28 protein-coding genes are annotated in these 24,830 nt (G+C 66.5%); 10 read left to right on the forward strand and 18 right to left on the reverse strand.

The window, feature by feature from the left end; all coding sequences use genetic code 11:
* Positions 1 to 133: 133 nt before the first annotated feature.
* From QFZ42_RS14100 to QFZ42_RS14125, 6 genes are all read right to left on the reverse strand, one after another.
* A complete protein-coding gene (locus tag QFZ42_RS14100) occupies positions 134 to 1,186 on the reverse strand; it encodes a helix-turn-helix transcriptional regulator (RefSeq protein WP_307701549.1) in 1,053 nt (350 codons plus the stop codon).
* A gap of 77 nt (positions 1,187 to 1,263) precedes the next feature.
* Positions 1,264 to 1,515 carry a hypothetical protein gene (locus tag QFZ42_RS14105; protein WP_307701550.1) on the reverse strand — a complete coding sequence of 84 codons (252 nt, stop codon included), beginning with the start codon at positions 1,513 to 1,515 and terminating at the stop codon, positions 1,264 to 1,266.
* Positions 1,509 to 1,814, reverse strand: coding sequence for a hypothetical protein (locus QFZ42_RS14110; protein WP_307701551.1), 306 nt, complete (start codon positions 1,812 to 1,814; stop codon positions 1,509 to 1,511). The genes QFZ42_RS14105 and QFZ42_RS14110 overlap by 7 nt, the downstream gene beginning before the upstream one ends.
* A gap of 12 nt (positions 1,815 to 1,826) precedes the next feature.
* Entirely contained in the window at positions 1,827 to 2,336 is a 510-nt protein-coding gene (locus tag QFZ42_RS14115) for a hypothetical protein (protein WP_307701552.1), read from the reverse strand.
* Positions 2,323 to 2,673: a hypothetical protein gene (locus QFZ42_RS14120; protein WP_307701553.1), complete on the reverse strand. Its 351-nt coding sequence runs from the start codon at positions 2,671 to 2,673 to the stop codon at positions 2,323 to 2,325. Before QFZ42_RS14120 ends, QFZ42_RS14115 begins: the two co-directional genes overlap by 14 nt.
* 210 nt (positions 2,674 to 2,883) lie before the next feature.
* Complete coding sequence (locus QFZ42_RS14125; RefSeq protein WP_307704237.1) at positions 2,884 to 3,069, reverse strand: winged helix-turn-helix domain-containing protein; 186 nt, start codon at positions 3,067 to 3,069, stop codon at positions 2,884 to 2,886.
* On the opposite strand from QFZ42_RS14125, the gene QFZ42_RS14130 reads away from it, so the two are divergent.
* Positions 3,057 to 3,338: a cupin domain-containing protein gene (locus QFZ42_RS14130; protein ID WP_307704238.1), complete on the forward strand. Its 282-nt coding sequence runs from the start codon at positions 3,057 to 3,059 to the stop codon at positions 3,336 to 3,338. The genes QFZ42_RS14125 and QFZ42_RS14130 overlap by 13 nt on opposite strands.
* Before the next feature lie 19 nt (positions 3,339 to 3,357).
* On the opposite strand, the gene QFZ42_RS14135 is transcribed toward QFZ42_RS14130, so the two are convergent.
* Positions 3,358 to 4,257, reverse strand: coding sequence for a LysR family transcriptional regulator (locus QFZ42_RS14135; RefSeq protein ID WP_307701554.1), 900 nt, complete (start codon positions 4,255 to 4,257; stop codon positions 3,358 to 3,360).
* Positions 4,258 to 4,380: 123 nt separating this feature from the next.
* On the opposite strand from QFZ42_RS14135, the gene QFZ42_RS14140 reads away from it, so the two are divergent.
* On the forward strand, positions 4,381 to 6,108 hold the full coding sequence (locus QFZ42_RS14140) for a hypothetical protein (RefSeq protein ID WP_307701555.1): 1,728 nt from the start codon (positions 4,381 to 4,383) through the stop codon (positions 6,106 to 6,108).
* A 27-nt stretch (positions 6,109 to 6,135) separates the two neighbouring features.
* Here QFZ42_RS14140 and QFZ42_RS14145 read toward each other — a convergent pair whose 3' ends face one another.
* Positions 6,136 to 7,419, reverse strand: a complete 1,284-nt coding sequence (locus tag QFZ42_RS14145; protein ID WP_307701556.1) for a LysR family transcriptional regulator — start codon at positions 7,417 to 7,419, stop codon at positions 6,136 to 6,138.
* Positions 7,420 to 7,607: 188 nt separating this feature from the next.
* Between QFZ42_RS14145 and QFZ42_RS14150 the strand changes: the two genes are divergently transcribed.
* From QFZ42_RS14150 to QFZ42_RS14170, 5 genes are read left to right on the forward strand one after another with little or no spacing between them, the layout of a single operon-like run.
* A complete protein-coding gene (locus QFZ42_RS14150) occupies positions 7,608 to 8,636 on the forward strand; it encodes an amidohydrolase family protein (protein WP_307701557.1) in 1,029 nt (342 codons plus the stop codon).
* A 2-nt stretch (positions 8,637 to 8,638) separates the two neighbouring features.
* The gene (ligK, locus tag QFZ42_RS14155; protein ID WP_307701558.1) at positions 8,639 to 9,340 is read left to right on the forward strand and encodes a 4-carboxy-4-hydroxy-2-oxoadipate aldolase/oxaloacetate decarboxylase; all 702 of its coding nucleotides are present in this window, start codon (positions 8,639 to 8,641) and stop codon (positions 9,338 to 9,340) included.
* Positions 9,341 to 9,355: 15 nt separating this feature from the next.
* The gene (locus QFZ42_RS14160) at positions 9,356 to 10,663 is read left to right on the forward strand and encodes a gallate dioxygenase (protein WP_307701559.1); all 1,308 of its coding nucleotides are present in this window, start codon (positions 9,356 to 9,358) and stop codon (positions 10,661 to 10,663) included.
* Complete coding sequence (locus QFZ42_RS14165; RefSeq protein ID WP_307701560.1) at positions 10,663 to 11,643, forward strand: Bug family tripartite tricarboxylate transporter substrate binding protein; 981 nt, start codon at positions 10,663 to 10,665, stop codon at positions 11,641 to 11,643. Before QFZ42_RS14160 ends, QFZ42_RS14165 begins: the two co-directional genes overlap by 1 nt.
* Before the next feature lie 3 nt (positions 11,644 to 11,646).
* Positions 11,647 to 12,336 (forward strand): substrate-binding domain-containing protein, encoded by a 690-nt coding sequence (locus QFZ42_RS14170; RefSeq protein WP_307701561.1) that lies wholly within the window; start codon positions 11,647 to 11,649, stop codon positions 12,334 to 12,336.
* Between the two features lie 19 nt (positions 12,337 to 12,355).
* Here the strand turns inward: QFZ42_RS14170 and ilvB are convergent, their stop codons facing one another.
* On the reverse strand, positions 12,356 to 14,140 hold the full coding sequence (gene ilvB, locus QFZ42_RS14175) for a biosynthetic-type acetolactate synthase large subunit (protein WP_373423336.1): 1,785 nt from the start codon (positions 14,138 to 14,140) through the stop codon (positions 12,356 to 12,358).
* A gap of 65 nt (positions 14,141 to 14,205) precedes the next feature.
* Here ilvB and QFZ42_RS14180 point away from each other — a divergent pair, with 65 nt between their 5' ends.
* The gene (locus QFZ42_RS14180; protein ID WP_307701562.1) at positions 14,206 to 14,700 is read left to right on the forward strand and encodes an Lrp/AsnC family transcriptional regulator; all 495 of its coding nucleotides are present in this window, start codon (positions 14,206 to 14,208) and stop codon (positions 14,698 to 14,700) included.
* Between the two features lie 12 nt (positions 14,701 to 14,712).
* Here the strand turns inward: QFZ42_RS14180 and map are convergent, their stop codons facing one another.
* The 3 genes from map to QFZ42_RS14195 all read right to left on the reverse strand — a co-directional run bounded on the left by map (position 14,713) and on the right by QFZ42_RS14195 (position 16,327).
* Entirely contained in the window at positions 14,713 to 15,504 is a 792-nt protein-coding gene (map, locus tag QFZ42_RS14185) for a type I methionyl aminopeptidase (protein WP_307701563.1), read from the reverse strand.
* Complete coding sequence (locus tag QFZ42_RS14190; RefSeq protein ID WP_307701564.1) at positions 15,504 to 15,758, reverse strand: ParD-like family protein; 255 nt, start codon at positions 15,756 to 15,758, stop codon at positions 15,504 to 15,506. The genes map and QFZ42_RS14190 overlap by 1 nt, the downstream gene beginning before the upstream one ends.
* A gap of 119 nt (positions 15,759 to 15,877) precedes the next feature.
* Complete coding sequence (locus QFZ42_RS14195; protein WP_307701565.1) at positions 15,878 to 16,327, reverse strand: SRPBCC family protein; 450 nt, start codon at positions 16,325 to 16,327, stop codon at positions 15,878 to 15,880.
* Between the two features lie 206 nt (positions 16,328 to 16,533).
* Between QFZ42_RS14195 and QFZ42_RS14200 the strand changes: the two genes are divergently transcribed.
* Positions 16,534 to 16,920, forward strand: coding sequence for a VOC family protein (locus QFZ42_RS14200; protein ID WP_307701566.1), 387 nt, complete (start codon positions 16,534 to 16,536; stop codon positions 16,918 to 16,920).
* A 25-nt stretch (positions 16,921 to 16,945) separates the two neighbouring features.
* Here QFZ42_RS14200 and QFZ42_RS14205 read toward each other — a convergent pair whose 3' ends face one another.
* Positions 16,946 to 17,863 carry a LysR family transcriptional regulator gene (locus QFZ42_RS14205; protein WP_307701567.1) on the reverse strand — a complete coding sequence of 306 codons (918 nt, stop codon included), beginning with the start codon at positions 17,861 to 17,863 and terminating at the stop codon, positions 16,946 to 16,948.
* A 92-nt stretch (positions 17,864 to 17,955) separates the two neighbouring features.
* On the opposite strand from QFZ42_RS14205, the gene QFZ42_RS14210 reads away from it, so the two are divergent.
* Positions 17,956 to 18,735, forward strand: coding sequence for an NAD(P)H-dependent oxidoreductase (locus QFZ42_RS14210; RefSeq protein WP_307701568.1), 780 nt, complete (start codon positions 17,956 to 17,958; stop codon positions 18,733 to 18,735).
* On the opposite strand, the gene QFZ42_RS14215 is transcribed toward QFZ42_RS14210, so the two are convergent.
* The 5 genes from QFZ42_RS14215 to QFZ42_RS14235 all read right to left on the reverse strand — a co-directional run bounded on the left by QFZ42_RS14215 (position 18,732) and on the right by QFZ42_RS14235 (position 24,709).
* Complete coding sequence (locus QFZ42_RS14215; protein WP_307701569.1) at positions 18,732 to 20,813, reverse strand: alpha/beta hydrolase domain-containing protein; 2,082 nt, start codon at positions 20,811 to 20,813, stop codon at positions 18,732 to 18,734. The genes QFZ42_RS14210 and QFZ42_RS14215 overlap by 4 nt on opposite strands.
* Before the next feature lie 61 nt (positions 20,814 to 20,874).
* Positions 20,875 to 21,843, reverse strand: coding sequence for a Bug family tripartite tricarboxylate transporter substrate binding protein (locus QFZ42_RS14220; protein ID WP_307701570.1), 969 nt, complete (start codon positions 21,841 to 21,843; stop codon positions 20,875 to 20,877).
* Between the two features lie 45 nt (positions 21,844 to 21,888).
* Positions 21,889 to 22,254: an AtuA-related protein gene (locus QFZ42_RS14225; protein WP_307704240.1), complete on the reverse strand. Its 366-nt coding sequence runs from the start codon at positions 22,252 to 22,254 to the stop codon at positions 21,889 to 21,891.
* A 2-nt stretch (positions 22,255 to 22,256) separates the two neighbouring features.
* A complete protein-coding gene (locus QFZ42_RS14230) occupies positions 22,257 to 23,651 on the reverse strand; it encodes an acyclic terpene utilization AtuA family protein (protein ID WP_307701571.1) in 1,395 nt (464 codons plus the stop codon).
* A gap of 86 nt (positions 23,652 to 23,737) precedes the next feature.
* Positions 23,738 to 24,709 carry a Bug family tripartite tricarboxylate transporter substrate binding protein gene (locus QFZ42_RS14235; protein WP_307701572.1) on the reverse strand — a complete coding sequence of 324 codons (972 nt, stop codon included), beginning with the start codon at positions 24,707 to 24,709 and terminating at the stop codon, positions 23,738 to 23,740.
* Positions 24,710 to 24,830 lie beyond the last annotated feature (121 nt).

Below are 24,830 nucleotides of genomic sequence, written 5' to 3' on the forward strand. Positions count from 1 at the left end.
CCGTCCATGCGTCCACAGGGTGGCGCCACGGCGTCGTGCGCGCGAAAGGCGGGGGGATGTCCCAGGACCGGGACAATGTGTCACGCCGTAGGCCGGCGGAAGAGATGGCGGCGGCGGCAGCGCCGCGCGTGCGCTACCGGGAGACAGCCAGGACGGACTGCGCAGCAGCGTCGATCGACAAACGAGGCTCGGGATTCAGGCCATGCGCCTTCGCAAACACACCGGGTGCGCATCCCTGGTACTTGCGGAACACCAATCCGAAATAGGCGGGATCCGTGAAGCCGCAGCTGTAGGCGATCTGCGAAATCTGCGTGTTCGAAATGTTCGAGGTTCGCAGCATCCGCATGGCGGCCTCCATGCGCTCGTGCTGCACCGCGTCCAGAAAACTCATGCCGCGCCCGGCGCTCGCGAAGGCCTTGTGCACGTAGCGCACGGAGACGTTGAAGTCGGCGGCGAGCTTGGCCGCGCTCACCTCCGGGTCTGCGTAATGGTCGCGAATCCACGCGCGCATCCGGGCATGCAGGACGCGGTCCCGCGCGGAAACTGTTTCCGTGTCATGGGCAAGCTTGTTCTGGGACAGCGCCATCGACAGCATCGACAGCACATGCTCGCCCATGAGTTCACGCTCGAACGGGCTCGCAGCAGCGTTCAGATGCTCCAGGTTCGTGGCGCGCAAATAACCCGCCAAGACGGCCGTCCATCCCTTGTCGCCCTTGAGCACAACAGCCGCCGCAGCTCTCGCGTCCGGCAGCCAGCGCGTCACCAGCGCTTGCGACAGCCCGATGATCCAGGCATCTGTCCCGTGGTGCGAACGCAGCCGCATGGCTTCATTGGAGTCGATGATCAACATGTCGTTGACACCGATGGTCGCGCTGCGGCCCAGCTGCTCGCTGGTGGTGAACCCCGTGTTCAGCTTGACCAGAAGGTGAAAGGGGTACTCGGCCGCTTCCTTGATGCGGCTGGGCGCGCTGCGGTAGATATCGAGGGCGCTTCCCCGCGCCCGCATGAAAGCGACGCCGTTCGCGTCGACAACCGAAAGCTCCTGGTAGAAAGTGTCGCGCTCCGGGCTGTCGTAGCTGGAGAAGCCGCGCTTGGTCCCCATCTCCTCGGCCCAGAACGCGAACTTGTCGCGCGCCGGCAGGGCATCGGTATCGATGCGCAGGATGGCGGACGGATCGTCATTCATACAGTTGCCGGATTATTTGGCAACTGTTAACGATTTTGCAATTGGGGATAACCGGGGCAGGCCGCTGCGTCGTCGGTCTAACAATCGCTTTTCGTCTCTTGCGAAGCCTGCTCGCCACAGTGCGCCGCGGTAGCGCTGGCACGCCATGCAGCCTCGATCACCTGGCGTTCCTGCACGGTCTTGGCCGGGCCCAGAGCCAGCCAGGTGATAGCCATCGCCTGGCCGACCAGAAAACCAATCAGCACCCCCACCAGCGTGATTCGCCAGGCACGCAAACAAGAAGCGGCATCAATGCTGCGGCGCCACAAAGGCGATGGCGGCGTCACCACTCGCCCACTTCACGAACAAGCTGGTCGATTTCCATCTGCTCCAGACGCGCCAACTGCTGCGTTCGCTCGAGCACGCGCCTTTCCTTGGCGCGCTGCGTTTCATCGACCCTTGCAAAGCCGCGCCAGATCATCGCCCACATCGAGCGGGACTTGAGGGGCTTTTGCGGTTGGGTGTTCCCTGAGGCGTGGACAAGACTCTTCATGGCGTGTCGTTTCGATTGGCATTCGGTTGAAGGGCAACGCCGCTCCGAACGAAAACGCCTACCAAGTTCGGGCCGGAACTCGCTGAAATCGGTCATTTCGCACACTGCCTATCGCCGATCTGCGAAGCTTTCCGAACCATGGCGACCCGCATCGATCGTTGCTTCGCTGCCATCCGGAGAACAAAAGGCGAGCCGCGAATTCGGCTGGAACATCGCAGGCGGGCTGGGCTGAAGGCCCGCGCCATGGCTCCTGCTGGAATGCTTAGGTCGCCGCGCTTCGGTCTTGGGCCGATCGTCCGCTCGCGGAAGCTTCGATAAGAACACCGAGACGATCAGCGCCGACGCAAGTTCGAACGCAAGGACTTCGGCCACGCTGTAGTGCCGGCCTTGCCGGCCATCGGCGCCGGGCAAGCCTCGTACTTCGACCAGAATTTCCGTTGCGATATCGCGGTCGTTTCGTGGTTTTCCTTCGAACATCACCCATTCATCGATGTTCTCGATGGGGATGTTCCGGAAGACGGCGATCACAGGCACGTATTTGTGATCCTCTCCGATCAGGATCGGCAGATCGATCGGGTAATGACTGAATTTTTTATCGTTCTCATCACGATTGTTCATTTTTCGTCCCTGTCCCTTCCTTCTCTGGAGAGTCACACCTGAGTTCAGATGCGCTCGCGCGATCGCCCGCTCTTTCCCAGAAAAACTGCCAGCCCTTCTCGGAAAAAAACTCGACCTGGTTCGCCACGAAATGCATGCCGAGACTCATGGCTTGCCACGCATCGACGCCGAAAATAATCCGCGGCTCGGGATCAAGGCCGCCAACGGAAGTCATTACGCCCCACGATCCATCCGGGCGTGGAGCAGGGATACCTACCTCCAGAATCACTTGATGTTCCTCCCCGGTGGGCGAAACGACGTGCCAGACACGTCGCGCCGGGGTTTGCAATGCAGTCATGAAAGCCTCTTGAAATAATCAATTGCGGACGCGGCTCGTCCACTCACCAGCCGGCGCCAAGGCGCCGGCAACGCTCTTCGCCTATGGTCGGCCACTACGCCGCGCAATCTGCCTCGCTAGCCAATCTCCAAAATCGAACTTGCGGCAAATTGCACGATCTCTCGTGCTCGTCGTGCGCACGCCATCCACCGGGGCTTCGTGTCCGACCTGCTAAAGCGCCCGCGCGGCTTGGCTCAACTGGTAGCCCGTTCCCCAGATCGACTGCAGGCTCAACCCATGCCTGCCCGTGTGCAAGCCGAGCTTTCGGCGCAGGCACGACATGTTGGTGTCGAGCGATCTCGATTGAATGTCGAAGCCCTTTTCCCAGACCGACGTCCACAGCCATTCGCGGCTCAACGGCCTTCGTAGAATTTCCGGCAGGCAAGAACAACCCGCCCCATTTCCACACGCAGAGCTTGCCCACCGTCGTGTTGAGCGGCGTCTTCTATGCCGTCTTCGAAGACGGCAAGAAAGTGCTGTATCCGGCGGGTTCGTACTACTACATCCCGGGCAAGCTGCCGCACCTCAGCGGCTGCGAACCCGGCGCCAACTGCGTGCTGTTCCAGTACCAGAACGACCACTTCGACCTGGTGCCCACGGCCAAGGGCGAACGTTCAACGAAGTGATTCGGGAGAATCCGACAGCCTACCAGCGCGGTTCCCGATATTGGCTCGCCGCAAAGTCGACGAAAGCGCGCACCTTGGGCGACAGATGACGGCTCTGCGGATAGAGCGCGTAAAGCTCCAGCGGCCGCTGCCTGAAATCGGCCAGCACACGAACCAGATCTCCGCGCTTCACGTCCTGATGAACCAGGAACGCGGGCGAGGCAGCAAGACCCATTCCCGACATGGCCGCGGCGCGCAAGGCGATGCCGCTGTTGGCCTGCAGGCTTCCTGTGATGCCCACCGTGTGGGCAGCGCCGTCCGGTCCGGTGAACGTGGGCAGGTTGGCCTTTTGCATCAGCGAATAGACCAGGCAGTTGTGCTGCGCCAGGTCGGCCGGCACCCGCGGAGTGCCGTGCGCTTGCAAGTACCCGGGCGATGCCACCCACCATTCCTCGCATGTCGCCAACCGCTTGATGATCAAGGTGGAATCCGACAGCACATAAGCCAGCCGGAGCCCGACGTCGAAACCCTCTTCGATCAGATCGACGAACCGGTCGTTGCAGACCAGATCGATTTTCACTCCCGGATAGGCGGCGCCGAAGGCCGGCAACCAGTGCGCCAGTTCCTGCAGACCGAACGACATCGGGGCGTTGATGCGCAGCACGCCCACTGGTTGAACCTGATGCCGGGTCACCGCCAGCGCGGCTTCTTCGAGCTGTTCGAGAATCCGCGTGCTGTATTCATGGTAAGTCTGCCCGGCCTCGGTCAAGGCGAAGCGGCGCGTCGTCCGGTTCAGCAGCTGAGTGCCCAGCAGGGCTTCCAGTTGCGCGACCTGCCGCGACACGACCGTGTGCGAGACCTGCAATAGCTTCGCGGCGGCGGAGAAGCCGCCCGCCGTCACCACGGTTTGAAACGCTTTCATTGCCGTGATTTGATCCATGCAGGTCTACTTTTGAAATGAGAATTGAACAGAGAGCCACAGAGCCCAGGTGACGGAGGGTAAGCGAAGACGGCCCGCCCCGGTGGCCGCGAGCGCGCCGAGCGGCGCGGCACAATCGCCTGCGTGCCGCTCTTCAAACACAGCCTGCCTGCCGCCGTCGCGCTAGCCTTCGCTTTCAATGCGCCCCTTGCGCATGCAGCCGAACCCTTGCTCGTCGTCACATCGCCGGCCGCCCTGCAAGCCGCCGAAAAATCCGGCGCCGGCTTCGCGCGCTGGTTCGGCGAAGTGTCCGTTTCGGCTGACGGCATCACGACCAACCAGGCGCTGATGCGCTCGCCCGCCTGGCAATCCATCGCCCGTCCGCTGAACGAAAGCCTCACGCGCATCCAGCGCAGCGACCCGCGTGCCGGCGTCGGCATCGCGCGCTACCCGCACCGGCTGTTCGACGCGCGCTGGCTCGCGAGTCCTGACGCCTTCTTCGAACTCGTGGGCGTCGCCAATCGCATGGATCGCCGACCGTTCCAGAACAGCGCGTGCGGCGAAACACGGCTGGTGTATCGGCTCGCCTATCGCACGCCTGCGATGCAGTCTCGCCTGCCGATGACGGTCAACGTCGAACTGCGCGGCGATGCACCCGACGCCGACGGCAGCTGCGCCGGCACCGCACGTCGCTGGCAACCGCCGCAGCCTTCGATGACGGACGAGGCGCTCGGCCGCTGGCTGGTGTCGCCGGACGGTCCGCTGGCGCCGCAACGCCTTGCGCCCGCACGCATTGCGCAGATCACCACCAACCTGCAGAGCGTGCGCTGGCCCTCCGCGGTGCGGCCCGATCTTGGCGGCCATGCGGAATACATGCTGCGTGCCTTCCGATGGAACACGAGCGCGCAGCGCTTCGACGTGGCCCCGCTCGAAAACACACCCGACGTCGCGCGGCTCAAGGCCGATGCCCCGCTGCGCAAGGAACTGCGGCAGTGGCTGCAGCAGCCCGGCAACCTGCGCGCGCTGGACGAAGCCACGCTGCATCTGCCCGCGAAATTCCTGGCGACCGAAGCCCTCTCCGTGGCGCCGCGCGGTCTCGAACGGCTGGCCAACCGGCCGTTCGCGCAGATCTTTTCAGCCGCCGAGTGGCAGGCCGTGCCCGCGAGCCGCACGCTGCACTCGCCGCAGGCCGTGCTGCGCCGCCTCGACGATCTCAGTTGCGCGGGTTGCCACCAGAGCCGCGCGGTCGCGGGCTTTCATCTGCTCGGCGTCGACCGGCGCGGCGCATCGCGCACCTTCACTGCGGGCAATGCGCTTGCGCTGCCGCACTCGCCGCACCTGCAGGACGAACTGGCGCGGCGTGGCCGCTACGTGCACGCTGCGCTGTCGGCACCGCGGCCCGATCCGTTCCGGCCGCTCGCCGAGCCCGGCGACGCGAACGCCGCATCGGACAAGGCCACGGTCGGTGCGGGCTGCGAGCCCACACGCATCACGCCGTCGGCCAATCCGTGGCTCGACCGCGCCGAGAAACTGCCGCGCGTGGCCTGCGAAGGCGCGCTCTCGGTCTGCGAGAAAACCTCGGTCGGCTTCCCCGGCGGCATGTGCTCGGGCCCTTGCGACCCGCTCGACAAGAACGGCACCTGCGGCGGCATCGCCATTCTCAGCGACTTCAACCAGTGCCTGGCTGCGAACAAGCCCTTCGGCGAATGCCTGAGCAAACACACGCGACCCGGCAACCTGCGCAGCTGCTCGGCCGAGCAGCCCTGCCGCGACGACTTCATCTGCGCGCAAGCGGAAGGCCAGCCGGACGGCCGGGGCGCATGCATTCCGCCCTACTTTCTCTTTCAGATGCGGGTCGACGGCCACTCCTGACGATCATCGTTGCTCCGTCACGCGAGATCAGCCTGGCCCCCTGACGTGGAAATCGGGAGACCGTGCCACCACGGCGCGTATCTCCTGCATCAAGGCCCGCGCACCCGGCGAAGGAAACGCGCCGAGGCGTTGGCTGAGCCCGATGTCGCGCCGCGTCTCGTCGAGCGGAAAATTCAGCACCACCAGGCTGCCATCGCGGATCTCGTAGCGCAGCTGATGGGCCGAGATCGCGGTCAGCATGTCGCTTTCGAGGAGCAGGCCGCGCAGCACGGCCAGGTCGCCCGTCTCGACCGCGGGAATGGGAGGCGCCTGCCGCGCCGCGGAGAAAAAGCGCTCGAGCAACTCGCGCGAGGGCGTGCCGTGCCGCGACAGCGCCCACGTCGCTTGCCGCAATGCATCGAAGTCGACCCGCGTGGCGCGCGCGAGCGGATGGCCGGCGCGGGCGATCGCTGAAATGCGGTCCACGAAAAGCGCTTCCTGCTGCAGGTCTTTGGCCTCGGCACTGCTGCGCAGGGCGCCGAGAATGAAGTCGATGTCGCCGCTTCGCAGCGATGCCGATAGTGCGTCGTAAGGGCTTTCGACCGTTGCGACGTGCAGCCCTGGATGGCGCGCAACCAGCGAGGCGATCGCGAGCGGCAATATCTGCGTGCGGCCGAGCGGCAATGCGCCGACCGTCACGCTCCCCTGCAGCGTGCCTTCGCTGGCCGCGATGTCCGGCCCGATGTGGCGCAGTTCCGAGAGCACCCGCTTGAAATGGAACGCTACGATCTCGCCCGCGGTCGTTGGCACCAGCCCGCGCGACTTGCGCTCGAGCAGCGGCACGCCGAGCCCGTCTTCGAGGTCTTTCAGCGCACGGCTGATGGCCGGCTGCGTGATGCCGAACTCGCGCGCGACCACCGGCATGCTGCGCTTCTCCGCGAGGCTCGCAATTACCGCGAGACGCCGGCCGTTGAGGATCGACGTGAAGAGCGAGTGCACGTCGGCCGATGCGCCGATGCCGCCGCGCGCGACGAGCTGCGCGCGCGCATCCTCGAACTCGCGTTCGATGCGCCGCGCGCGCACCAGCACGAGGTCCCCATATGAATTGAGCGCCATGCCGCGCGAGCCGCGGTCGAACAGCGGCCGGCCCAGCGCGCCTTCGAGTTCCGAGATGGAGCGCGTCACGCCCGAAGCCACGCGATAGAGCTGCTCTTCCGCGGCCCTGGCAATGCTGCCGGACGCGGCCACGGCCGAGAACGCGCGCAGGTGCCGCAGATTGATGCCTAGCGCGCCGGCATGCGTCGGGTCGATAACTTTGTCTCGTCGGTTCACGGGCTTTTCTTCTTGCCGATGTTCTCTCGCCGAACGGCTCGATCAGATTCGGGAAAAACCCCGGCCGATAAAAAAGTCTGATGGTAGAGCAACCCGAACTCACCCCACGCATCCGCAGCGCGAACCACACTGGACGCACACGCTGCTTCCACCCTCGACGCAGACCCAAGCAACCCACGGAATTGCAGATGATCATCGACTGCCACGGCCACTACACCACCGCGCCCAAGGCGCTGGAAAACTGGCGCAACCAGCAGATCGCGGGCTTGAAAGACCCTGCGCTGAAGCCCCGCGCCTCCGACCTGAAGATCAGCGACGACGAATTACGCGAGTCGATCGAGAGCAACCAGCTGCGCCTCATGAAGGAGCGCGGCAGCGACCTCACGATCTTCAGCCCGCGCGCGAGCTTCATGGCGCACCACATCGGCGACTTCGAAACGTCTTCGACCTGGGCCGCCATCTGCAACGAGCTGTGCTTTCGCGTCAGCGAGCTGTTCCCTGGCCACTTCATCGGCGCCGCAATGCTCCCGCAGTCGCCCGGCGTGGACCCGCGCAGCTGCATCCCCGAACTCGAGCGCTGCGTGCGCGAGTACGGCTTCGTGGGCATCAACCTCAACCCGGATCCGTCGGGCGGGCACTGGACCTCGCCGCCGCTGTCGGACCGCCACTGGTACCCGCTCTACGAGAAGATGGTCGAGCACGACATTCCGGCCATGGTGCACGTCAGCACCAGCTGCAATGCCTGCTTCCACACCACCGGCGCGCACTACCTGAATGCGGACACCACGGCCTTCATGCAGTGCCTCACGTCGGATCTGTTCGCCGACTTTCCCACGCTGCGCTTCGTCATTCCGCACGGCGGAGGCGCTGTGCCCTATCACTGGGGGCGCTTCCGCGGCTTGGCGCAGGAGATGAAAAAGCCGCTGCTCAAGGACCACCTGCTGAACAACATCTTCTTCGACACCTGCGTGTACCACCAGCCGGGCATCGACCTGCTGGCGCGCGTGATTCCGGCCGACAACATCCTGTTCGCGAGCGAAATGATCGGCGCGGTGCGCGGCATCGATCCGGAGACCGGTTTCTTCTACGACGACACGCGCCGCTACATCGACTCCACGCCGATGCTCGACGACGCCGCCAGGCACAAGGTGTTCGAAGCCAACGCACGCCGCGTTTATCCGCGCCTCGATCGCGCACTCACTGCCAAGGGGCTCTGAACATGACCGCATCCAGCACCATCCAGCAACTCGGCGTCGTTCACCGCAAGGTCACGCGCGCCGATCCGGCCGCGGTCGAAAAGCTCTCGCGCTTCGGCGTCTCCACGGTGCACGAGGCGCTCGGCCGGCTCGGGCTGATGCAGCCCCGCATCCGCCCCATTCATCCTGATGCGCACTTCTGCGGCCCCGCCGTTACCGTGCTGCTGCAGCCCGGCGACAACTGGATGCTGCATGTCGCAGCCGAGCAGATCCAGCCCGGCGACGTGGTGGTGGCGGCCTGCACCAGCGACAGCACCGACGGCTTCTTCGGCGACCTGCTCGCCACCTCGTTCCAGGCGCGCGGCTGCAAGGGCCTCGTGATCGACGGCGGCGTGCGCGACGTACGCGACCTCAACGCGATGAACTTCCCCGTGTTCAGCCGCGCCATTCATTCGAAGGGCACGATCAAGGCGACGCTCGGCTCGGTGAACGTGCCGGTGGTGTGCGCGGGCGCGCTGGTCTGTCCGGGCGACGTGGTGGTCGCAGATATCGACGGCGTGGTGGTGGTTCCGGCCGCGCGCGCACAGCAGGTGGCCGACGCGGCCGAAGCCCGAGAAGCCAACGAGACCGCCAAGCGCGAGCGCTTCGCGGCCGGCGAGCTCGGCCTGGACATGTACGCCATGCGCGAGCCGCTCGCCAAGGCGGGCTTGCGCTACGTCGACTGAACGCCGCAAGACGTCATGGCTCGCATCATCGGCGCCGTCGCGTGCTCGCACACACCCACCATCGGCTTCGCTTTCGACAAGAAGAAGCAGCAAGACCCCGTGTGGGCACCCATCTTCGAGGCCTTCGAGCCCGTGCAGCGCTGGCTGGCGGAGCGCCGGCCCGACGTGCTCTTCTTCATCTACAACGACCACGTCAGCTCGTTCTTCTTCGACCACTACTCGGCTTTTTCGCTCGGGGTGGGCGAGCGGCACGAGGTGGCCGACGAAGGCGGCGGCGCGCGCGACCTGCCCGCGCTGGCCGGGCATCCGGCGCTCGCGCAGCACATCGGCCGCTCTCTGGTGGCCGACGAGTTCGACATGTCCTTCTTCCAGGACCGGGCGCTCGACCATGGCGTGTTCTCGCCGATGTCGCTGTTGTGCCCCCACGAGCCGAGCTGGCCGATTCCGGTGGTGCCGCTGCAGGTGGGCGTGCTGCAGTCGCCCGTGCCCTCGGCGCGCCGCTGCTGGCGCCTCGGCCAGGCGTTGCGTCGCGCCATCGAGAGCTACCCGGAAGACCTGGACGTGGCCATCGTCGCCACCGGCGGTCTCTCGCACCAGGTGCACGGCGAGCGCGCGGGCTTCAACAACACCGCGTGGGATGCGCAGTTTCTCGACCTGATCGAGAACGACCCAGTGCGGCTCACCGAGATGACGCAAGCCGAGCTCGCCACGCTCGGCGGCATGGAGGGCGCCGAAGTGATCATGTGGCTGGTGATGCGCGGCGCGCTGTCGTCCAGCGTGCGCAAGACGCACCAGAGCTACTACCTGCCTTCGATGACCGGCATTGCGACGGCCATCTACGAGAACCTTGCGAGCCCGCCCGTGGCCGGCGAGGTGCAGAGGCACCGGCGCCACATGAATGAGCAGCTCGCGGGCATCGAGGCGCTCGACGGCTCCTATCCGTTCACGCTCGAGACCAGCGTGCGCGCCTACCGGCTCAACAAGTTCCTGCATGGCATGACGCGCCCGGACCATCGCGCACGCTTCCTCGCCGATGAGGAAGCGGCCTTTGAAGCAGCGGGCCTGACAGCACAGGAGCGCGCGCTGGTGCGCCGGCGCGATTGGCGCGGGCTCATTCACTACGGCGTGATCTTCTTCATGCTCGAGAAGCTGGGCGCTGTGCTCGGCGTTTCCAACCTGCACATCTATGCCGCCATGCGCGGCCAATCGCTGGAGGAATTCCAGCAGACACGCAACGCGCCCGGCGCGCTGTATTCGGTGGCCGGCAGGGATGCCGCGCCTCAAACCTGGGACGAGAAACCCTTTCCATCCACAAAGCAATGATGAAAAACCCAATTCGCCGCCACCTTCTGCGACTGGCGGCACTGATGGCGCTCGGCGTCTCGATCGGCGCGGCCGCCGCCGATGACTATCCCTCCAAGCCCGTGAAGATCCTGGTCGGCTACAGCGCCGGCGGTGCGGTCGATGCCATTGCCCGCTCGGTCGGCCAGCGGATGTCGGCCATCCTCGGGCAGCCCGTCATCGTCGAGAACAAGCCGGGCGCGGGCACCAACATCGCGGTGAAGGCGCTCATCGCGAGCCCGCCTGACGGCTACACGCTGCTGCTGGCCGCCAACGCATTGGCGGTGAACCCTTCGCTGTTCGAGCCCGCGCCCTACGACCTGGAGCGCGACGTCACGCCGGTCGCTTCGGTCGGACGCGTGCCCGTGGTGTTCACGGTTCGCGAGGGCGCGGCCATCAAGACACTGCCCGAGCTGGTGGCGGCGGCCAAGGCCAAGCCCGGCAGCGTCACCGTCGCGACGCCGGGCAACGGCTCCACACCGCACCTGGCGATGGAGCTGTTCCAGCACACCGCAGGCCTCTCGCTGCGCCATGTGCCCTACAAGGGCGGCGCGCAAGCCATCACCGACGTGCTCGGCGGACATGTGGACGTGGTGGCGGTCAATGCCCTGGAGGTACTGCCGCTGGTCAAGTCCGGAAAACTCAAGGTGCTCGCGGTCATGAGCACCGAGCGCGCCGCGGTTCTGCCGGGCGTACCGACGGTGGCCGAGTCGGGCTACGCGGGCTTCGAGTCGAGCGTCTGGTACGGCTTCGTTGCGCCCGCGAAACTGCCGCAGCCGGTGCTCGCGAAGCTGCATGGCGCGGTGCAGAAGGCGCTCGAATCGCCCGAAGTGCGCGACCAGCTCGCTGCCGCAGGTGGTGTTCCGCTGCCCGGGCCGACGGCGCAATTCGACAAGCTGCTCAAGACCGATGCGGCACGCTACGGCAAGCTGATTCGCGAAGCCAACATCAAGCCGGATTGACGGATGACAGCACCGCTTCAAGGCATCTGCTCGATGGCGACCCGCGGGTTGCTGGACGAGCTCGCCGCAGCCCATTCGCAGCGCACCGGGGTCCCGGTTTCCTTCCTCGCCGTCGGCGGCGTCGAAGCCGCCCGGCGCGTCTCCGCGGGCGAGTTGTTCGACGTGGTGGTGCTTGCCTCCGACGCCGTCGGCAAGCTGGTTGCCGCAGGCAGGCTCGATGCCACGGGCCAGGTCGGCCTGGTCCGCTCGGGTGTTGCCGCGGCCGTGCGCGCTGGCGCCGAGCGGCCCGACATTTCCACCGGCGATGCCGTGCGCAGCGCGGTGCTCGCCGCACCCCGCATCGCCTACTCGACCGGCCCGAGCGGCGTCGCGCTGATGGCCTTGTTCGAGCACTGGGGCATCGCCGACGCGGTTCGAAGCCGCCTGGTGCAGGCGCCGCCGGGCGTGCCGGTCGGCTCGCTGCTCGCTCAGGGCGAAGCGGTGCTGGGCTTCCAGCAATTGAGCGAGCTGATCGGCGTCGGGGGCATCGAATTGCTCGGCCCGCTGCCGCCGGAAATTCAGATCACTACCGTGTTCTCGGCCGCTCCGGCCATGGGCTGCACGCAGCCTCGAGCCGTGCGTGCGCTGCTCGAGTTCATGGCTTCGGCCGAGAGCGCGCCCCTCAAGCGCCGTCACGGCATGGAGCCCGCCTGAGCGAACGCCTATCCGGTGCTCAGGCGCCCTCCTCGTACCAGCGGTCTTTTCCGAGCATCACGCGGTGATGCCCGTGCCCCGCAGGCATCATCGGAAAGCAGTTCTCCTGCGGCGCCACCTGAACGTCGAGAAAGAAAGGGCCTGCGCTCTCCAGGCATTCGGCGAGCGCTGCCTCGAGTTCGGCCGGCTCCGACACCCGTCGCGCGCCCCAGCCGAAGGCCTTGGCCAGCGCCACGAAGTCGGGCAGCGCCTCGTTCCAGCTGTGGCTCAAGCGGTTGCCGTGGTTGAGCTCCTGCCACTGGCGCACCATGCCCATGTAGCCGTTGTTGCACAGCACCAGCTTCACCGGCGTGCGATGCTGCACCGCGGTTGAAAGCTCCTGGATGTTCATGAGCACCGAGGCATCGCCGCTCACGCAGACGGCAAGCGCCCCCGGGTGCGCAACCTGTGCACCGATGGCTGCCGGCAATCCGTAGCCCATGGTGCCCGCACCGCCGGAGGTGAGCCAGCGCCGCGGCCGCTCGAAGCGCAGGTATTGCGCAGCCCACATCTGGTGCTGGCCCACGTCGGTGGACACGATGGCGTCGCGCCCGCCGATGGCGTGCTGCAGCGACGCCATCAGCTGCTGCGGCAGGATCGCATTGCCGCGCGGCTCGAAGCCCAGGCAATCTTCCGCGCGCCAACGCTCGATGCGCTGCCACCAGGGCGCGAGCCGCTCGGGCGCCAAGCTGTCGGCAGGCAGCAGCACAAGCAGCGCCTCGACGATGGCACCGCAATCGCCCACCATCGGCACATCGACCTTCACCACCTTGTTGATGCTGCCCGGATCGATGTCGATGTGGATCTTGCGCGCGTGCGGGCAGAACTCGTCGAGCTTGCCGGTCACGCGGTCGTCGAAACGTGCGCCGACGCACACCACCAGGTCGGCCTCGTGCATCGCAAGGTTGGCTTCGAGCATGCCGTGCATGCCCAGCATGCCGATGAACTTCGGGTCCGACGCCGGGAAGGCGCCAAGCCCCATCAGCGTGAGCGTGCAGGGCGCATGCAGGCGATGCACCAGTTGCGCAAAAGCCTCGCACGCGGCCGGCCCCGAGTTGATCAAGCCGCCACCGCCGTAGAGCACCGGCCGGCGCGCCGTTGAAATCAGATCGGCCGCGCGCTGCAGCATGGCCCGCGGCGGCAGCGCCGCCCTGCCCGTGCGCAATGCCCGCAGCGGCTTGGGTGAGGCGCCGTGGCCCAAGCGCGCAAGTTGAATATCCTTCGGCACATCGAGCAGCACCGGCCCCGGCCGACCGGAGGCGGCGATCTCCAGCGCGCGCCGCACCAGTTGCGGCACATCGTCGGCCGCGCGCACCTGCTGGTTCCACTTGGTCACCGAACGAGACATGCCGAGCGCGTCGCTCTCCTGGAAGGCTTGCGTGCCGATCACCCCCGTCGCGACCTGCCCGCTGATGCACAGCAGCGGCACCGAATCGCTGATGGCATCGAGCAAGCCGCTGATGGTGTTGCCGACGCCCGGCCCCGAAGTGACGAGCACCACGCCCACGCGCCCCGTGGTGCGCGCATAGCCCTCGGCCGCATGCACCGCCGCCTGCTCGTGCCGCACCAGCACATGGCGCAGCCGCGGCTCACCATGGAGCGCGTCGTAAAGCGGCAGCGCAGCCCCGCCCGGGTAGCCGAAAAGCGTATCGACGCCGCATTCGACCAGCGTGTCGAGCAGGGCCTCGGCCCCGTTGCGCACGCCGGGCATCGGGCCGGGCTGGAGGGATGGAGAAGAAGTGGGGGGAAGGTCGAGCAGTCGCATGCCGTCGATTCTTCCGGTTCTGATGCAGAATTTGCTTCTTTCTTTTGGCCCTTTTGCCCCATTTCATGAAAACTCTTCGGAAAACAGCAGCCAATGAAGAAGGATCTTTCGACAAGACCGACATGGCCATCCTCCGCGTGCTGCTGCTCGACTCGCGCAAGACGCTGCAAGACATCGGCCACGAGGTGGGCCTGTCGCCCACCAGCTGCTGGACGCGCATCAAGAAGCTGGAAGCCCATGGCGTGATCAAGCGCTACACCATCGACGTCGATCCGGCCAAGCTCGGCTATCACGACTCGGTCATCGTCCAGGTCACGCTCGAGAGCCACACCGACGAAACCCTGTACGACTTCGGCCGCGTGCTTGCGACCATTCCGGAGATCCAGGAGGCGTACCTGGTGTCGGGCGACTACGACTACTACATCCGCATCGCGGTGCGCGACACGCGCGACTACGAGCGGCTGCTGCGCGAAAAGCTCTACAAGATTCCGGGCATCCGGCACAGCAAATCGCACTTCGTGCTGCGCGTGCTGAAGGAAACGAGCGTGCCCGTCATTTGACGGCGCCGAACGTCAAACCGGCGCGTAGGTCCCGGTGCCTCCTGGCCAAGGCGTCAGCACCTCGTATCCCTCGGGCGTCACGGCCACCATGTGTTCCCACTGGGCGGACAGGGACCTGTCCTTGGTCACGACGGTCCACCCGTCGGGCAATTGCCTGGTTTCGCGCTTGCCTGCGTTGAGCATCGGTTCGATGGTGAAGACCATTCCCGGCTCCAGCCTGAGACCTTCCCCGCGCTGCCCGTAGTGCAGCACCTGAAGTTCTTCGTGGTAGACCTGCCCGATGCCGTGCCCGCAGTATTCGCGCACCACGCTGAAATGTCCCCGGTGGGCGACCGACTGGATGGCGTGGCCGATGTCGCCCAGGGTCGCACCAGGCTTGACTTGCCGGATTCCGGCGCGCATGGCTTCGTACGTCGTCTCCACCAGGCGGCGAGCCAGCACACTGGGGGCGCCGACGAAGTACATGCGGCTGGTGTCGCCGAACCAGCCATCCTTGATGACGGCGACGTCGATGTTGACGATGTCGCCCTTCTTCAGAATCTTGTCAGGCGAAGGGATGCCGTGACAGACCACCTGGTTGACGGAGGTGAGGATGGTCTTCGGATACCCCAGGTACCCCACGTTGGCTGGAACGGCGCCCTGCACATTCACGATGTGGTCGTGGCAGATCTGGTCGAGCGTGTCGGTGCTCACCCCGGGCACGACATAGGGCTCGATCATGCCCAGAACCTCCGCGGCAAGCCTGCCAGCCCGCCGCGCCATCTCGATGTCCTCGGCGGACTTGATGGAAACGCCGCGAGCCATCAGTGTTTTCCGGTCGACGATGCGCGCGGCTTGCCAGTTTGAGGGGTGACAGCCGCGACGATGTCGAGGCCGCCCGCGAGTTCAGCTCGAATCAGCAGTTGGCAGATTTCCCGGTGGTCCAGCTCCGGATGCATCTCGGTCAGCATGCCGACGCGCATCCAGTGCTCCGCTTGCGCATTGATGGACCTGCTGAGCGCGTTCCCCGCCACTCGCAGGTTCTCGTGCATCAGGTCTGAAATTTTTACGATACCCATTGAAGGCCCTTATACGAAACGTGTATGGATTATATACGTTGCGTATCGCCTAGCGCTTTGCCGGGAGTATGAGCTCGACAAGGTCGAGGTCAGCCGTCTCCCGGCCGACTGGAGCCGCTTCAACCCGGAATATTCGGCTCCACCAACTGGGCCAGCGCGAGCAGCGATTCCTGCCAGCCCAGGTAGCACATTTCGACCGGGATCACGTCGGGGATGCCTTCCTGCACGACGGACATTTCGGTCCCACAGGACACCGGGGTCAGGGTCACGGTGGTCTTCATGGTGCCCGGCAGGTTCGGGTCGTCGAACGTCGCGTCGTACGCAATGCGCCGGCCGGGGACCAGCTCCAGGTACTTCCCGCCGAACGAGTGGCTGTGGCCGCTGCCGAAGTTGGTGAAGGACATGCGCCAGGCGCCGCCGACCACGGGCTCCATGCTGTGGACCTGGCCGGTAGACCCGAACGGCGGCAGCCAGCGCTCGAAAGCGCGGGGTTCGACGAAGGCACGGTAGAGCCGGTCGGGCGGGGTGCGCAGCACGCGGTGCAGACGGACGGTGTTGGTGGTCGCCATGGTGGTGTTCTCCTGAAGTGAAGGACCGGTACCGGGGCGACTGTAGCCGCTGTTGCGGGAGCGGCGTGGTGCGATGGTGCGCAGGCCGCGCTTGCGCTGGCTTCGCGGCGGTTGCGGGCGTAAGCTTTGTTCCCGGTCGGCCAGCCAAGGTGAGGCTCGCTCGCGAAGCGGCAACCGCTGGGCCGAATGGTGTGAAAGGACCGTCTATGTTGTCCGACTCGTCTGTAACGACCATGCTTCCAGTCAAGGACATGGACCGTGCGCGCGCCTTCTACGAGGGCTGCTTGGGCCTGAAACCCGGTGGCCTGCGGCCTGACGGGAAGTTTGTCTACAGGGTGGGCGGCAGCACGCTGTCGCTGTTCCCGAAACCGGAGGGAACCAAGGCCGACCACACGGCGATCAGCTTCGAAGTCGAGGACATTGCGGCCAGCGTGGAGACGTTGAAGAGCGCCGGCGTGGTGTTCGAGGACTACGACTTCCCCGAGCTGAAAACCGTCAACCATGTCTGCGTGCTGGGCTCGGAAAAGGCGGCCTGGTTCAAGGACACCGAAGGCAACTACCTCTGCATCCACGAGGACATGGCCCAGGCGTAGGGGCCGGCATCGTTCGAGGCGCTGCCTACCGACTCGCCTCCGATGGCACCTGCAGGCTCGCGGCTATCCGCTCCCGCAGCCACCGGTGCCCCGGGTCGCGATGGCGCCGCTCATGCCACAGCATGGCCATCTCATAGCCCGGCACCTCCAGCGGCGCTTCCACCACGCGCAGCCCCGGCGCGCCGCGCGCTAGCCGCTCGGGCAGCATCGCGACCATGTCGGTGCGGGCCAGCACCGACATCATGAAAAGGAAGTGCGGTACCGACAGCGCCACGCGCCGGGCGAGGCCCTTCTGCGCCAGCGCCTCGTCCGTCGGCCCGACGAAGCCGCCGCCGCCCGGCGACACCACCACGTGCTCCAGCGCGCAGAACTGCGCGAGCGTCGGCCGTCGCTTCAACCGTGGATGCCCGGCGCGCCCGGCCAGCACGTAGCGCTCGTGGAACAGCACCCGCCGGTGCAGCCCGGGCGGAGCCCCCACGCTGGTGTGGAAGAACAGGTCGATCTCCGCCTGCTCCAGCTGCCGCGCCATGCGCGACGGCACCGCCTCCACCACCGCAAGCCGGGTGTTCGGCGCTTCCGAGCGCAGCCCGGCGAGCGCCGGCAGCAGGATCGCCGATTCGGCATAGTCGGCCGCGGCCACGCGCCAGGTGGTGGTCGCCTGCGCGGGATTGAAAGGTTGGGTAGGCGCCACCGCGCGGCCCAATGACTCCAACGCTTCGCGCAACGGCTCGCACAGCTCGTCGGCACGCGCGGTGGGACGCATGCCGCGTTGCGCGGGCACCAGCAGCGGGTCGTTGAAAACCTCGCGCAGCTTGGCAAGCTGCACGCTCACCGAGGGCTGCGAGAGGTTCAGGCGCTCGGCCGCACGCGTCACATTGCGCTCGGCCAGGAGCACGTCGAGCGTGACCAGCAGGTTGAGGTCGATTCGGCTGAAATTGTTCATGGCAATGGCAAGAATTCGAACTATTCATTTCCAATATATCGCCATCTTCCGTAGCCTGCGTGCATGTTCTTCATCCCGCAGGCAACGCCCTCATGAAAATCCTCATCGTCCATGCCCACCCCGAAACCCGATCGCTCAACGGATCGCTGAAAGACTTCATGGTGGAGCACCTCACCCGCTCGGGTCACGACATACGCGTGTCCGATCTCTACGCCATGCAGTGGAAGGCGCCGCTGGCCGCCGACGACTTCTCCCATGTGGAGAGCGGCGCGCGCTTCGACCCCGTGCTGGATTCGCTGCGCGGGTTCGAAGACGGCACGCAGCACGAAGACATCACCGCCGAACAGGCCAAGCTGCTGTGGGCCGATGCGGTGATCTTCCAGTTTCCGCTCTGGTGGTACTCGATGCCCGCCATCCTCAAGGGCTGGGTCGAGCGCGTGTATGCCTACGGCTTTGCCTACGGCGTGGGCGAGCACTCGGACACGCACTGGGGCGACCGCTTCGGCCAGGGCACGCTGGCCGGCAAGCGCGCGATGCTGGTGGTGACCGCAGGCGGCTGGGCGCCGCACTACAGTCCGCGCGGCATCAACGGGCCGATGGACGACCTGCTCTTCCCCATTCACCACGGCATCCTCTACTACCCGGGCTTCGACGTGCTGCCGCCGTTCGTGGTGTACCGCACGGGCAAGGTCGACGAGACGGCTTACGCGCGGATCACCGGGGACCTCGGCCACAGGCTCGATGCGCTGTGGACGACGGCCCCGATTCCTTTCCGCGCGCAGAACGCCGGCGACTACGAAATTCCCGCCCTCACTCTGCGGCCCGAGATTGCGCCGCACCGCTCGGGGTTCGCGGCGCATGTGGCCGATTAGGGCAACGCCGGGTTTGCAGCTGCGTTCGAAATCGCCGCGTCGGCATCGGCGCGCAGCATGAAGCGCTTCGCCACCAGGTCGTTGGCGGCGGCCGTCACGGCCGCCACATAGCCGGCCTGGTCGGTGTAGCGCTCTTGCAGCGAGAGGCGCGGATCCGCACCGCGCTGCGCCGCCGTCTTCGCGAACGGAAAGTACGCGCCGAAGAGCCCCGCCAGATCGATGGTGCCCGGCTTGTTGGTGTAGTTCCAGCCGGTATTGGTGCCCAGAGGCACGGCCACGTCGAGGCTGCGTATGCCCGCGATGTCGTTGCCATCGGCGTCCACCTGCGGAACGAGCACGGCATAGTCGCGGCCGAGGTACGCCGGTGGCACTTGCGTGGCAATGCCGCTTTCATCCTGCGGCCGGTAGCTCGGTCCCCAGTCGAGCAGCGAATAGGTATTGACCAGACCCGTGTAAGTCGCGCCCGGAATGGCCGGGAACTTCACCTGCTGCGGCCGCACCAGCGTGGCGTCGGCGAGCTTCGGCACCTGGCTGTCGGGCGGCGTGGTGCCCTTGACGACCCATTCCTCGAGGTTCTGGTAGAGCGCGCGCACCACCGGCACCACGCCGGCGTTCGCGTTGGTGGCGTAGAGCGCCCCGGCGGTCGCACCCGGCAGCGAGGGAAGGCCCAGCAGGTGGTGGGTACTCGCGTAGTAGTAGATGCGCGCGTTGTCCGGCTGCAGCAGGTCGGCCGTGCCCCAGGCGTCCGTCAGCAGCGGCGAGCCCTGCAGCACATAGAACTCGGTTCCGCTGAAGCCGATGAAGAGCTTGGGGCAGGTGCCGCTTGCCTCGCAGCGCGACAGGATGCCGCCGCGGCGCTGCGCCACGTCGTCCACGTAGTCCTTCGAAAGGCCGCGCGTGCCGGCCTGGCCGAAGGCCGTGTGGTCGGTGCGCACACCACCGCCGCCACCGGGAATCGCGAAGCGCATGTTGATGTTGGTCTGCCGCGCCGCGATCTGCGCGAACACGCCGTCGAACACCTTCCGGCCGGCGCGGTCCTCGTTGAAGCCGAGGTGAACGAAGGTCTTCATGAAGTTGCCGCATTGCGACACGCCCGAGGCGATGGTGTTCCTGATGGCGGCAGCCACCGGGTTCGCGCTACCCGCCGCGTCGCTCGCCTCGCGATGGAAGAAGGCGATCATGTCGCGCACCGCCGCGAGCCCCAGGCCCATGACCTTCGGGTCCTTCGCGACATAGACCAGCTCGTACATGTAGGCCGGGTCCCATGGGCTCCTGAGGCACACGCTCGTCTCGTCGGGCGTGCCGGGGAACGGCGCGGCGGCGCTGCACTTGGCAAACTTCCAGTCGCTGGCAGGAATGAGCTGGCGCGCATCGGCTTCGTTGATGCGCCGCGTGAGCACGTAGCCGGGCTGCGTGTTGTCGAGGCTCGCGGTCGCGTAGGCCTGCATGGCGGCGTTGAACGGGCCACCGGGCAGCGGCAGCGAATCGTTGGTGGCCGCCGTGGGCAGCAGCTCGGCGCGGTAGGTGCCGGTGATGGTGCTGCCGTCCGCGTTCTTCGCCACGGGCACCTTGAGCGTGAGCTTGCCCGCCGTGGCCGGCACGTCGCCCTGCCATGCGGCCGTGAGGAACACGTAGCCGCGCGAGGCGAAATACGGGTCGAGGTTGACGATGTTGCCGCGGTTCGGTGCGTCGTAGCGCAGCACGCCGTTGGCCTTGCTCATGTCCTTGGGCTTGAAGAGCACGAAGTCGGAGCTGTACTCGACCTTGCCGTTGGCATTGAGCGGCGCGAGCGACAGGTCCTGGATGATGGCGTTGCGCGCGTCCTTCGGGTCGACCTCGCCGGTGAAGGTGCCGGTGATTTTTTCGTAGGCCCCCACGCCGCCGAAGGTGCCGGCAACGTCCTCGGTCTTGGAAATGGCGAGCTTGAACTTCGGTGCTTCAGAGGCCGCGGGCGGCGGTGTCGTTGCGGCCGGCGGCGGCAGCACGAAGCCACCGCCTCCACCACCGCTCCCGCCGCAGGCACTCAAAAAAAGGGCGGCCGAAGCCACCGTGGCAGCCAACAGGCTCCAGCGTTGCATGGTTTGTCTCCTTCGTTGTGGTGTCTGCGCGGTGCCGATCCCCGCTACGGCCGGCGCGCGACTACTCGGCTTCGATGCCGGCGGCCTTCACGATGCGGCCCCATTTCTGCGACTCGGCCGTCTGGAACTTGGCGAGCTCTTCGGGCGACGTGGTGAACACCTCGGTGCCGGTGGGTTCGTAGAAAGCTGTCTTTGCGGACTCGCTCTTCGCAGCCTTCACCAGCAGCTCGTTGAGCCGCTTGACCACGGCCGGCGGGGTCTTGGCGGGTGCGTAGGCCGCGAACCAGTAGCCCATTTCGTAGCCCTTCACGCCGGCTTCGGAAATGGTGGGCACGTCGGGTGCGAGCGGCGAACGCGCCGCGCTCGAAACGCCGAGCGCGCGCAGCTTGCCGCCCTTGATCTGCGGCAGGCCGGTGGCCGCATCGGTGATCATCATGTGGATCTGTCCGCCCAGCAGGTCGGTGACGGCCAGCGTGTTGCTCTTGTAGGGCACGTGCAGCAGCTTGATGTCGGCCATCTGCTGCAGCAGCTCGCCCGCCATGCGGCTCGACGAACTGCCGCTGCCGAAGCTGTACTTGCCCGGCTCCTTCTTCGCGAGCGCCACGAACTCGGCCACGCTCTTGGCGGGGAACGAGGGGTTCACCACCATGATCTGACCGCCCTTGCCCAGCGCAGCGACAGGCGAAAAATCTTTCACCGGGTCGTAAGGCAGCTTCTTGAACAGGTGCTCGTTGGCGGCGTGCGTGGTGTTGGTGGTGATGAGCACGGTGTAGCCGTCGGCTGCGGCCTTGGCCGCCTGCTGCGAGGCGATGAAGCCGCTGGCGCCGGCCTTGTTGTCGATGACGACGGGCTGCTTCGTTTCGGCCGTGATGCTGTTGCCCAGCGCACGTGCAATCTGGTCGGTGGCCGTACCGGCCGCAAAGGGCACGATGAAGGTGATGGGTTTTTCTGGAAAAGCCTGCTGCGCGTGGCCGAGCAGCGGCGCCAGGGCCAGCGCGGCGGCCGAGAGGGTCAGGGAACGTCGTTTCATTGTTTTGTCTCCGGATGGATGGGTAAGTGAAAAGGGAGGCTGCCGCTATGGCCCCGCCAGCAGCGGCACGAGTGCGCGCGGCACGCGGACGGGCATGTCCAGAAGCAGGAACGACAGCGCCTTGCCGTGCGCATCGAGGTTCAGCGCATCGTTGACACCGCCGTCGAGCACCGCGTCGAGCACGAAGTTCATCGCATGCAGCCGGGGCAGCAGGAAGCGCTGCACCCGTGCGGGTGCCCTTTGGCGGAATTGCGCCGACACGCTTTCGGGCGTGAGCTGTTCGGCCAGCAAGGGGTAGAGGTCCGCGTGCCAGGCAATCACGCTGATGTTGGAGCGGTCGCCCTTGTCGCCGGTGCGTCCATGGGCGGCGCGGTAGAGCGGTACTTCGATCATGTCTGTCGCCGTGTTCATGGTCATGCCAAGGCCTCCGCGCCGAGCAGTTCGAAGCGCACCGGCACCGCTTCGCGCGGCAGCAGGCAGGACAAGGTATTGAGCCGCGGCGTGAGCGCCGTGCGCACACCGCCGCCGCCCGCGGGTCCGCAGGTGTAGAGCGCCATGACTTCGCGCGCGAGGCGCTCGGCCTGCGCGCGCTCCGCGTGTGTGGCCGCCACGCGCAGGCGCACGTCGCGCAGGCCGGTGTCGGGCGTGTCCGCGAGCATGCGGCCGGCATCGTCGCCCAGGATGCTCAGCGCGCCGATCAGGTCCACGCGCAGTGCGAGCCCGTCGAGGCGCTTGCGCAGCACCTCGGCCGCAAGCCGCGCACGCGCCTCGGCGCGCGGCCCCGCGTAGGAAATTTCTCCTTCGGCGAGCCAGCCCCCTTCATGGCAGACGTTGACCTTGTAATGGCTCGGCCGCGCATGGCCGCGCACGCCCGAGAGCGCCACGCGATTCGCCACGTCCGGCTGCTGCTGCACCTCGGCTTCGGCAATGTCGGCCACCACGTCGGGCGTGAGGTAGGCGCTCGGGTCGTGCACCTCGTACAGCAGCTGCTCCTTCACGGTGGCTTCGCTCACGAGACCGCCGGTTCCGTCGGCCTTGCCGATGGTGCAGTGGCCGTCGGCATCGATCTCGGCGATCGGGAAGCCCACCGCATCGAGGCCCGGCACGTCCTTGTAGCCGGGGTCCGCGAAGTAGCCGCCGCATACCTGCGCGCCGCATTCGAGCAGATGGCCCGCCATGGTGGCGCGGCCCAAGCGGTTCCAATCGTCGGCGCGCCAGCCGAAGTGCGACATGGCGGGGCCGACGGTCAGCGAGGGGTCGGCCACGCGGCCGCACACCACGATCTGCGCGTCGGCGTCGAGTGCGGCGGCAATCGGCTCTGCGCCGATGTAGGCGTTGGCGCTGACGATGCGAAGGCCCTCCATCTGCGCACCGAGCGTTTCATGCAACAGCGGCCGGTATTCGGAGCCGGAGAGGTCGTCGCCCTCCACCACCGCAATGCGCGGCGCGTCGGCGCCGAGCTCGCGCGCCATGCGGGCGATGTGGAGGGCGGCGGCACGGGGGTTGGCAGCGCCGAAGTTGCTCACGATCCGGATGCCGTGCGCCAGGCAGCGCGCCAGCACCGGCCGCAGCATGGCGTCGAGCAAGGGCTCGTAACCCGCGTCGGGGTTGTCGCGGCGGCGCAGTTGCGCGAGTGCGAGCGTGCGTTCGGCCAGCGTTTCGAAGATCAGGAAAGCCCGCTGGTCCGCCAGGCCACCGGCGAGCCGCGCAATCAGCGTGTCGACCACCGGCTCCGCCGCATCGGTGCGGTCGCCGGAAAAGCCGGCCGCGCAGCCGATCAGCAGTGGGGGCAGTGCAATGGCGTTCATCGAGGCGGACTGTAGGCAGGCCGCCGTCATCCGTAAAATCGAAAATCCGGATCAATTGATCCGAACTTCAGATTAATCCGAATGCCTCACTGATCGATCCGGATGCCGATCTTGCGGATGATGGCGCCCCACTTGCGGCCCTCGCTGTCGATGAAGGACCTGAATTCGTCCACCGAGCCGCCACCCGCCACAAGGCCTTGCTGTGCGAGCAGTTCGCGCACGGCCGGCTCCCGCAGCACGGCGTTCACATCGGCATTGATGCGGCGAACCACCTCGGGCGGCGTGCCGCTCGCGGTGAACAAGCCGTTCCAGGCCAGCGCCTCGAAATCCGGATAGCCGGACTCGGCGACTGTCGGCAAGTCTTTCATCAGCTCGGAGCGCGTCAGGCTCGTGATCGCGAGCAGCTTGATGCGCTTGCCCTGAATGAGCGGCAGCAGCGCGGGCGCCACGGTGAACAGCGCCTGTGTATCGCCCGCGGCCACCGACAGTCCGGCCGGCGGCGAACCGGCATAAGGCACGTGCACCGCGTCGACGCCCGCAGTGCTGCGAAACAGCTCCATCGTGAGATGCGAGGAGCTTCCCGCCCCTACCGATGCGTAGCTGAACTGGTTGCCCTGCTTCTTCGCCCAGGCCACGAACTCCGGCAGCGTGTTGGCAGGATTGCCGGCCTGCACCGCCAGCACGTTGGGCTGCGACGTCGTGAGCACGATCGGCACCAGGTCGCGCACAGGTGCATACGGCATGCGGCTGTACATGTGCGGGCCGAAGGCGATGGGCCCGTTGAACCCGATGCCCAACGTGTAGCCGTCGTGCGGCGCCTTGGCCACCGCGTCCATACCGATCAGGCCGCCCGCGCCGGGCCTGGTCTCGATCACGATGGGCTGCTTCCACATCGTGCGCAGCCGGTCGGCGAGCGTACGAGCGATGAGGTCGAGCGAACTTCCCGGCGGCGCGGGGACGATCACGCGCACGGGCTTCGTGGGCCACTCCTGGGCCGAGGCGCCCACGCTCATCGCACCAGCGAGAAGGCATGCGGCAAGCTTGCTCCTGTTGTTCATTTTTCCGTTCTGGATTGACCCGACCGGCTACCTTAGCTCAGCCGTTGCTCCGCCGGCGCGCCCAACGAAAAAAGCCGGGCCTGCTTTCGCAGGACCGGCTTCTTGAAGCGGTCGTCCTTTC

Source organism: Variovorax paradoxus (assembly GCF_030815855.1).
GTDB lineage: Bacteria > Pseudomonadota > Gammaproteobacteria > Burkholderiales > Burkholderiaceae_C > Variovorax > Variovorax paradoxus_M.

What these genes read in the sequence shown, in the direction of transcription:
- QFZ42_RS14100 (WP_307701549.1), bottom strand. Translation starts at nt 1,186, where the DNA reads ATGAATGACGATCCGTCCGCCATCCTGCGCATCGATACCGATGCCCTG.
- QFZ42_RS14110 (WP_307701551.1), bottom strand. Translation starts at nt 1,814, where the DNA reads ATGACCGATTTCAGCGAGTTCCGGCCCGAACTTGGTAGGCGTTTTCGT.
- QFZ42_RS14115 (WP_307701552.1), bottom strand. Translation starts at nt 2,336, where the DNA reads ATGAACAATCGTGATGAGAACGATAAAAAATTCAGTCATTACCCGATC.
- QFZ42_RS14120 (WP_307701553.1), bottom strand. Translation starts at nt 2,673, where the DNA reads ATGACTGCATTGCAAACCCCGGCGCGACGTGTCTGGCACGTCGTTTCG.
- QFZ42_RS14135 (WP_307701554.1), bottom strand. Translation starts at nt 4,257, where the DNA reads ATGGATCAAATCACGGCAATGAAAGCGTTTCAAACCGTGGTGACGGCG.
- QFZ42_RS14150 (WP_307701557.1), top strand. Translation starts at nt 7,608, where the DNA reads ATGATCATCGACTGCCACGGCCACTACACCACCGCGCCCAAGGCGCTG.
- ligK (WP_307701558.1), top strand. Translation starts at nt 8,639, where the DNA reads ATGACCGCATCCAGCACCATCCAGCAACTCGGCGTCGTTCACCGCAAG.
- QFZ42_RS14160 (WP_307701559.1), top strand. Translation starts at nt 9,356, where the DNA reads ATGGCTCGCATCATCGGCGCCGTCGCGTGCTCGCACACACCCACCATC.
- QFZ42_RS14165 (WP_307701560.1), top strand. Translation starts at nt 10,663, where the DNA reads ATGAAAAACCCAATTCGCCGCCACCTTCTGCGACTGGCGGCACTGATG.
- QFZ42_RS14170 (WP_307701561.1), top strand. Translation starts at nt 11,647, where the DNA reads ATGACAGCACCGCTTCAAGGCATCTGCTCGATGGCGACCCGCGGGTTG.
- ilvB (WP_373423336.1), bottom strand. Translation starts at nt 14,140, where the DNA reads ATGCGACTGCTCGACCTTCCCCCCACTTCTTCTCCATCCCTCCAGCCC.
- QFZ42_RS14180 (WP_307701562.1), top strand. Translation starts at nt 14,206, where the DNA reads ATGAAAACTCTTCGGAAAACAGCAGCCAATGAAGAAGGATCTTTCGAC.
- map (WP_307701563.1), bottom strand. Translation starts at nt 15,504, where the DNA reads ATGGCTCGCGGCGTTTCCATCAAGTCCGCCGAGGACATCGAGATGGCG.
- QFZ42_RS14190 (WP_307701564.1), bottom strand. Translation starts at nt 15,758, where the DNA reads ATGGGTATCGTAAAAATTTCAGACCTGATGCACGAGAACCTGCGAGTG.
- QFZ42_RS14195 (WP_307701565.1), bottom strand. Translation starts at nt 16,327, where the DNA reads ATGGCGACCACCAACACCGTCCGTCTGCACCGCGTGCTGCGCACCCCG.
- QFZ42_RS14200 (WP_307701566.1), top strand. Translation starts at nt 16,534, where the DNA reads ATGTTGTCCGACTCGTCTGTAACGACCATGCTTCCAGTCAAGGACATG.
- QFZ42_RS14205 (WP_307701567.1), bottom strand. Translation starts at nt 17,863, where the DNA reads ATGAACAATTTCAGCCGAATCGACCTCAACCTGCTGGTCACGCTCGAC.
- QFZ42_RS14210 (WP_307701568.1), top strand. Translation starts at nt 17,956, where the DNA reads ATGAAAATCCTCATCGTCCATGCCCACCCCGAAACCCGATCGCTCAAC.
- QFZ42_RS14215 (WP_307701569.1), bottom strand. Translation starts at nt 20,813, where the DNA reads ATGCAACGCTGGAGCCTGTTGGCTGCCACGGTGGCTTCGGCCGCCCTT.
- QFZ42_RS14220 (WP_307701570.1), bottom strand. Translation starts at nt 21,843, where the DNA reads ATGAAACGACGTTCCCTGACCCTCTCGGCCGCCGCGCTGGCCCTGGCG.
- QFZ42_RS14225 (WP_307704240.1), bottom strand. Translation starts at nt 22,254, where the DNA reads ATGAACACGGCGACAGACATGATCGAAGTACCGCTCTACCGCGCCGCC.
- QFZ42_RS14230 (WP_307701571.1), bottom strand. Translation starts at nt 23,651, where the DNA reads ATGAACGCCATTGCACTGCCCCCACTGCTGATCGGCTGCGCGGCCGGC.
- QFZ42_RS14235 (WP_307701572.1), bottom strand. Translation starts at nt 24,709, where the DNA reads ATGAACAACAGGAGCAAGCTTGCCGCATGCCTTCTCGCTGGTGCGATG.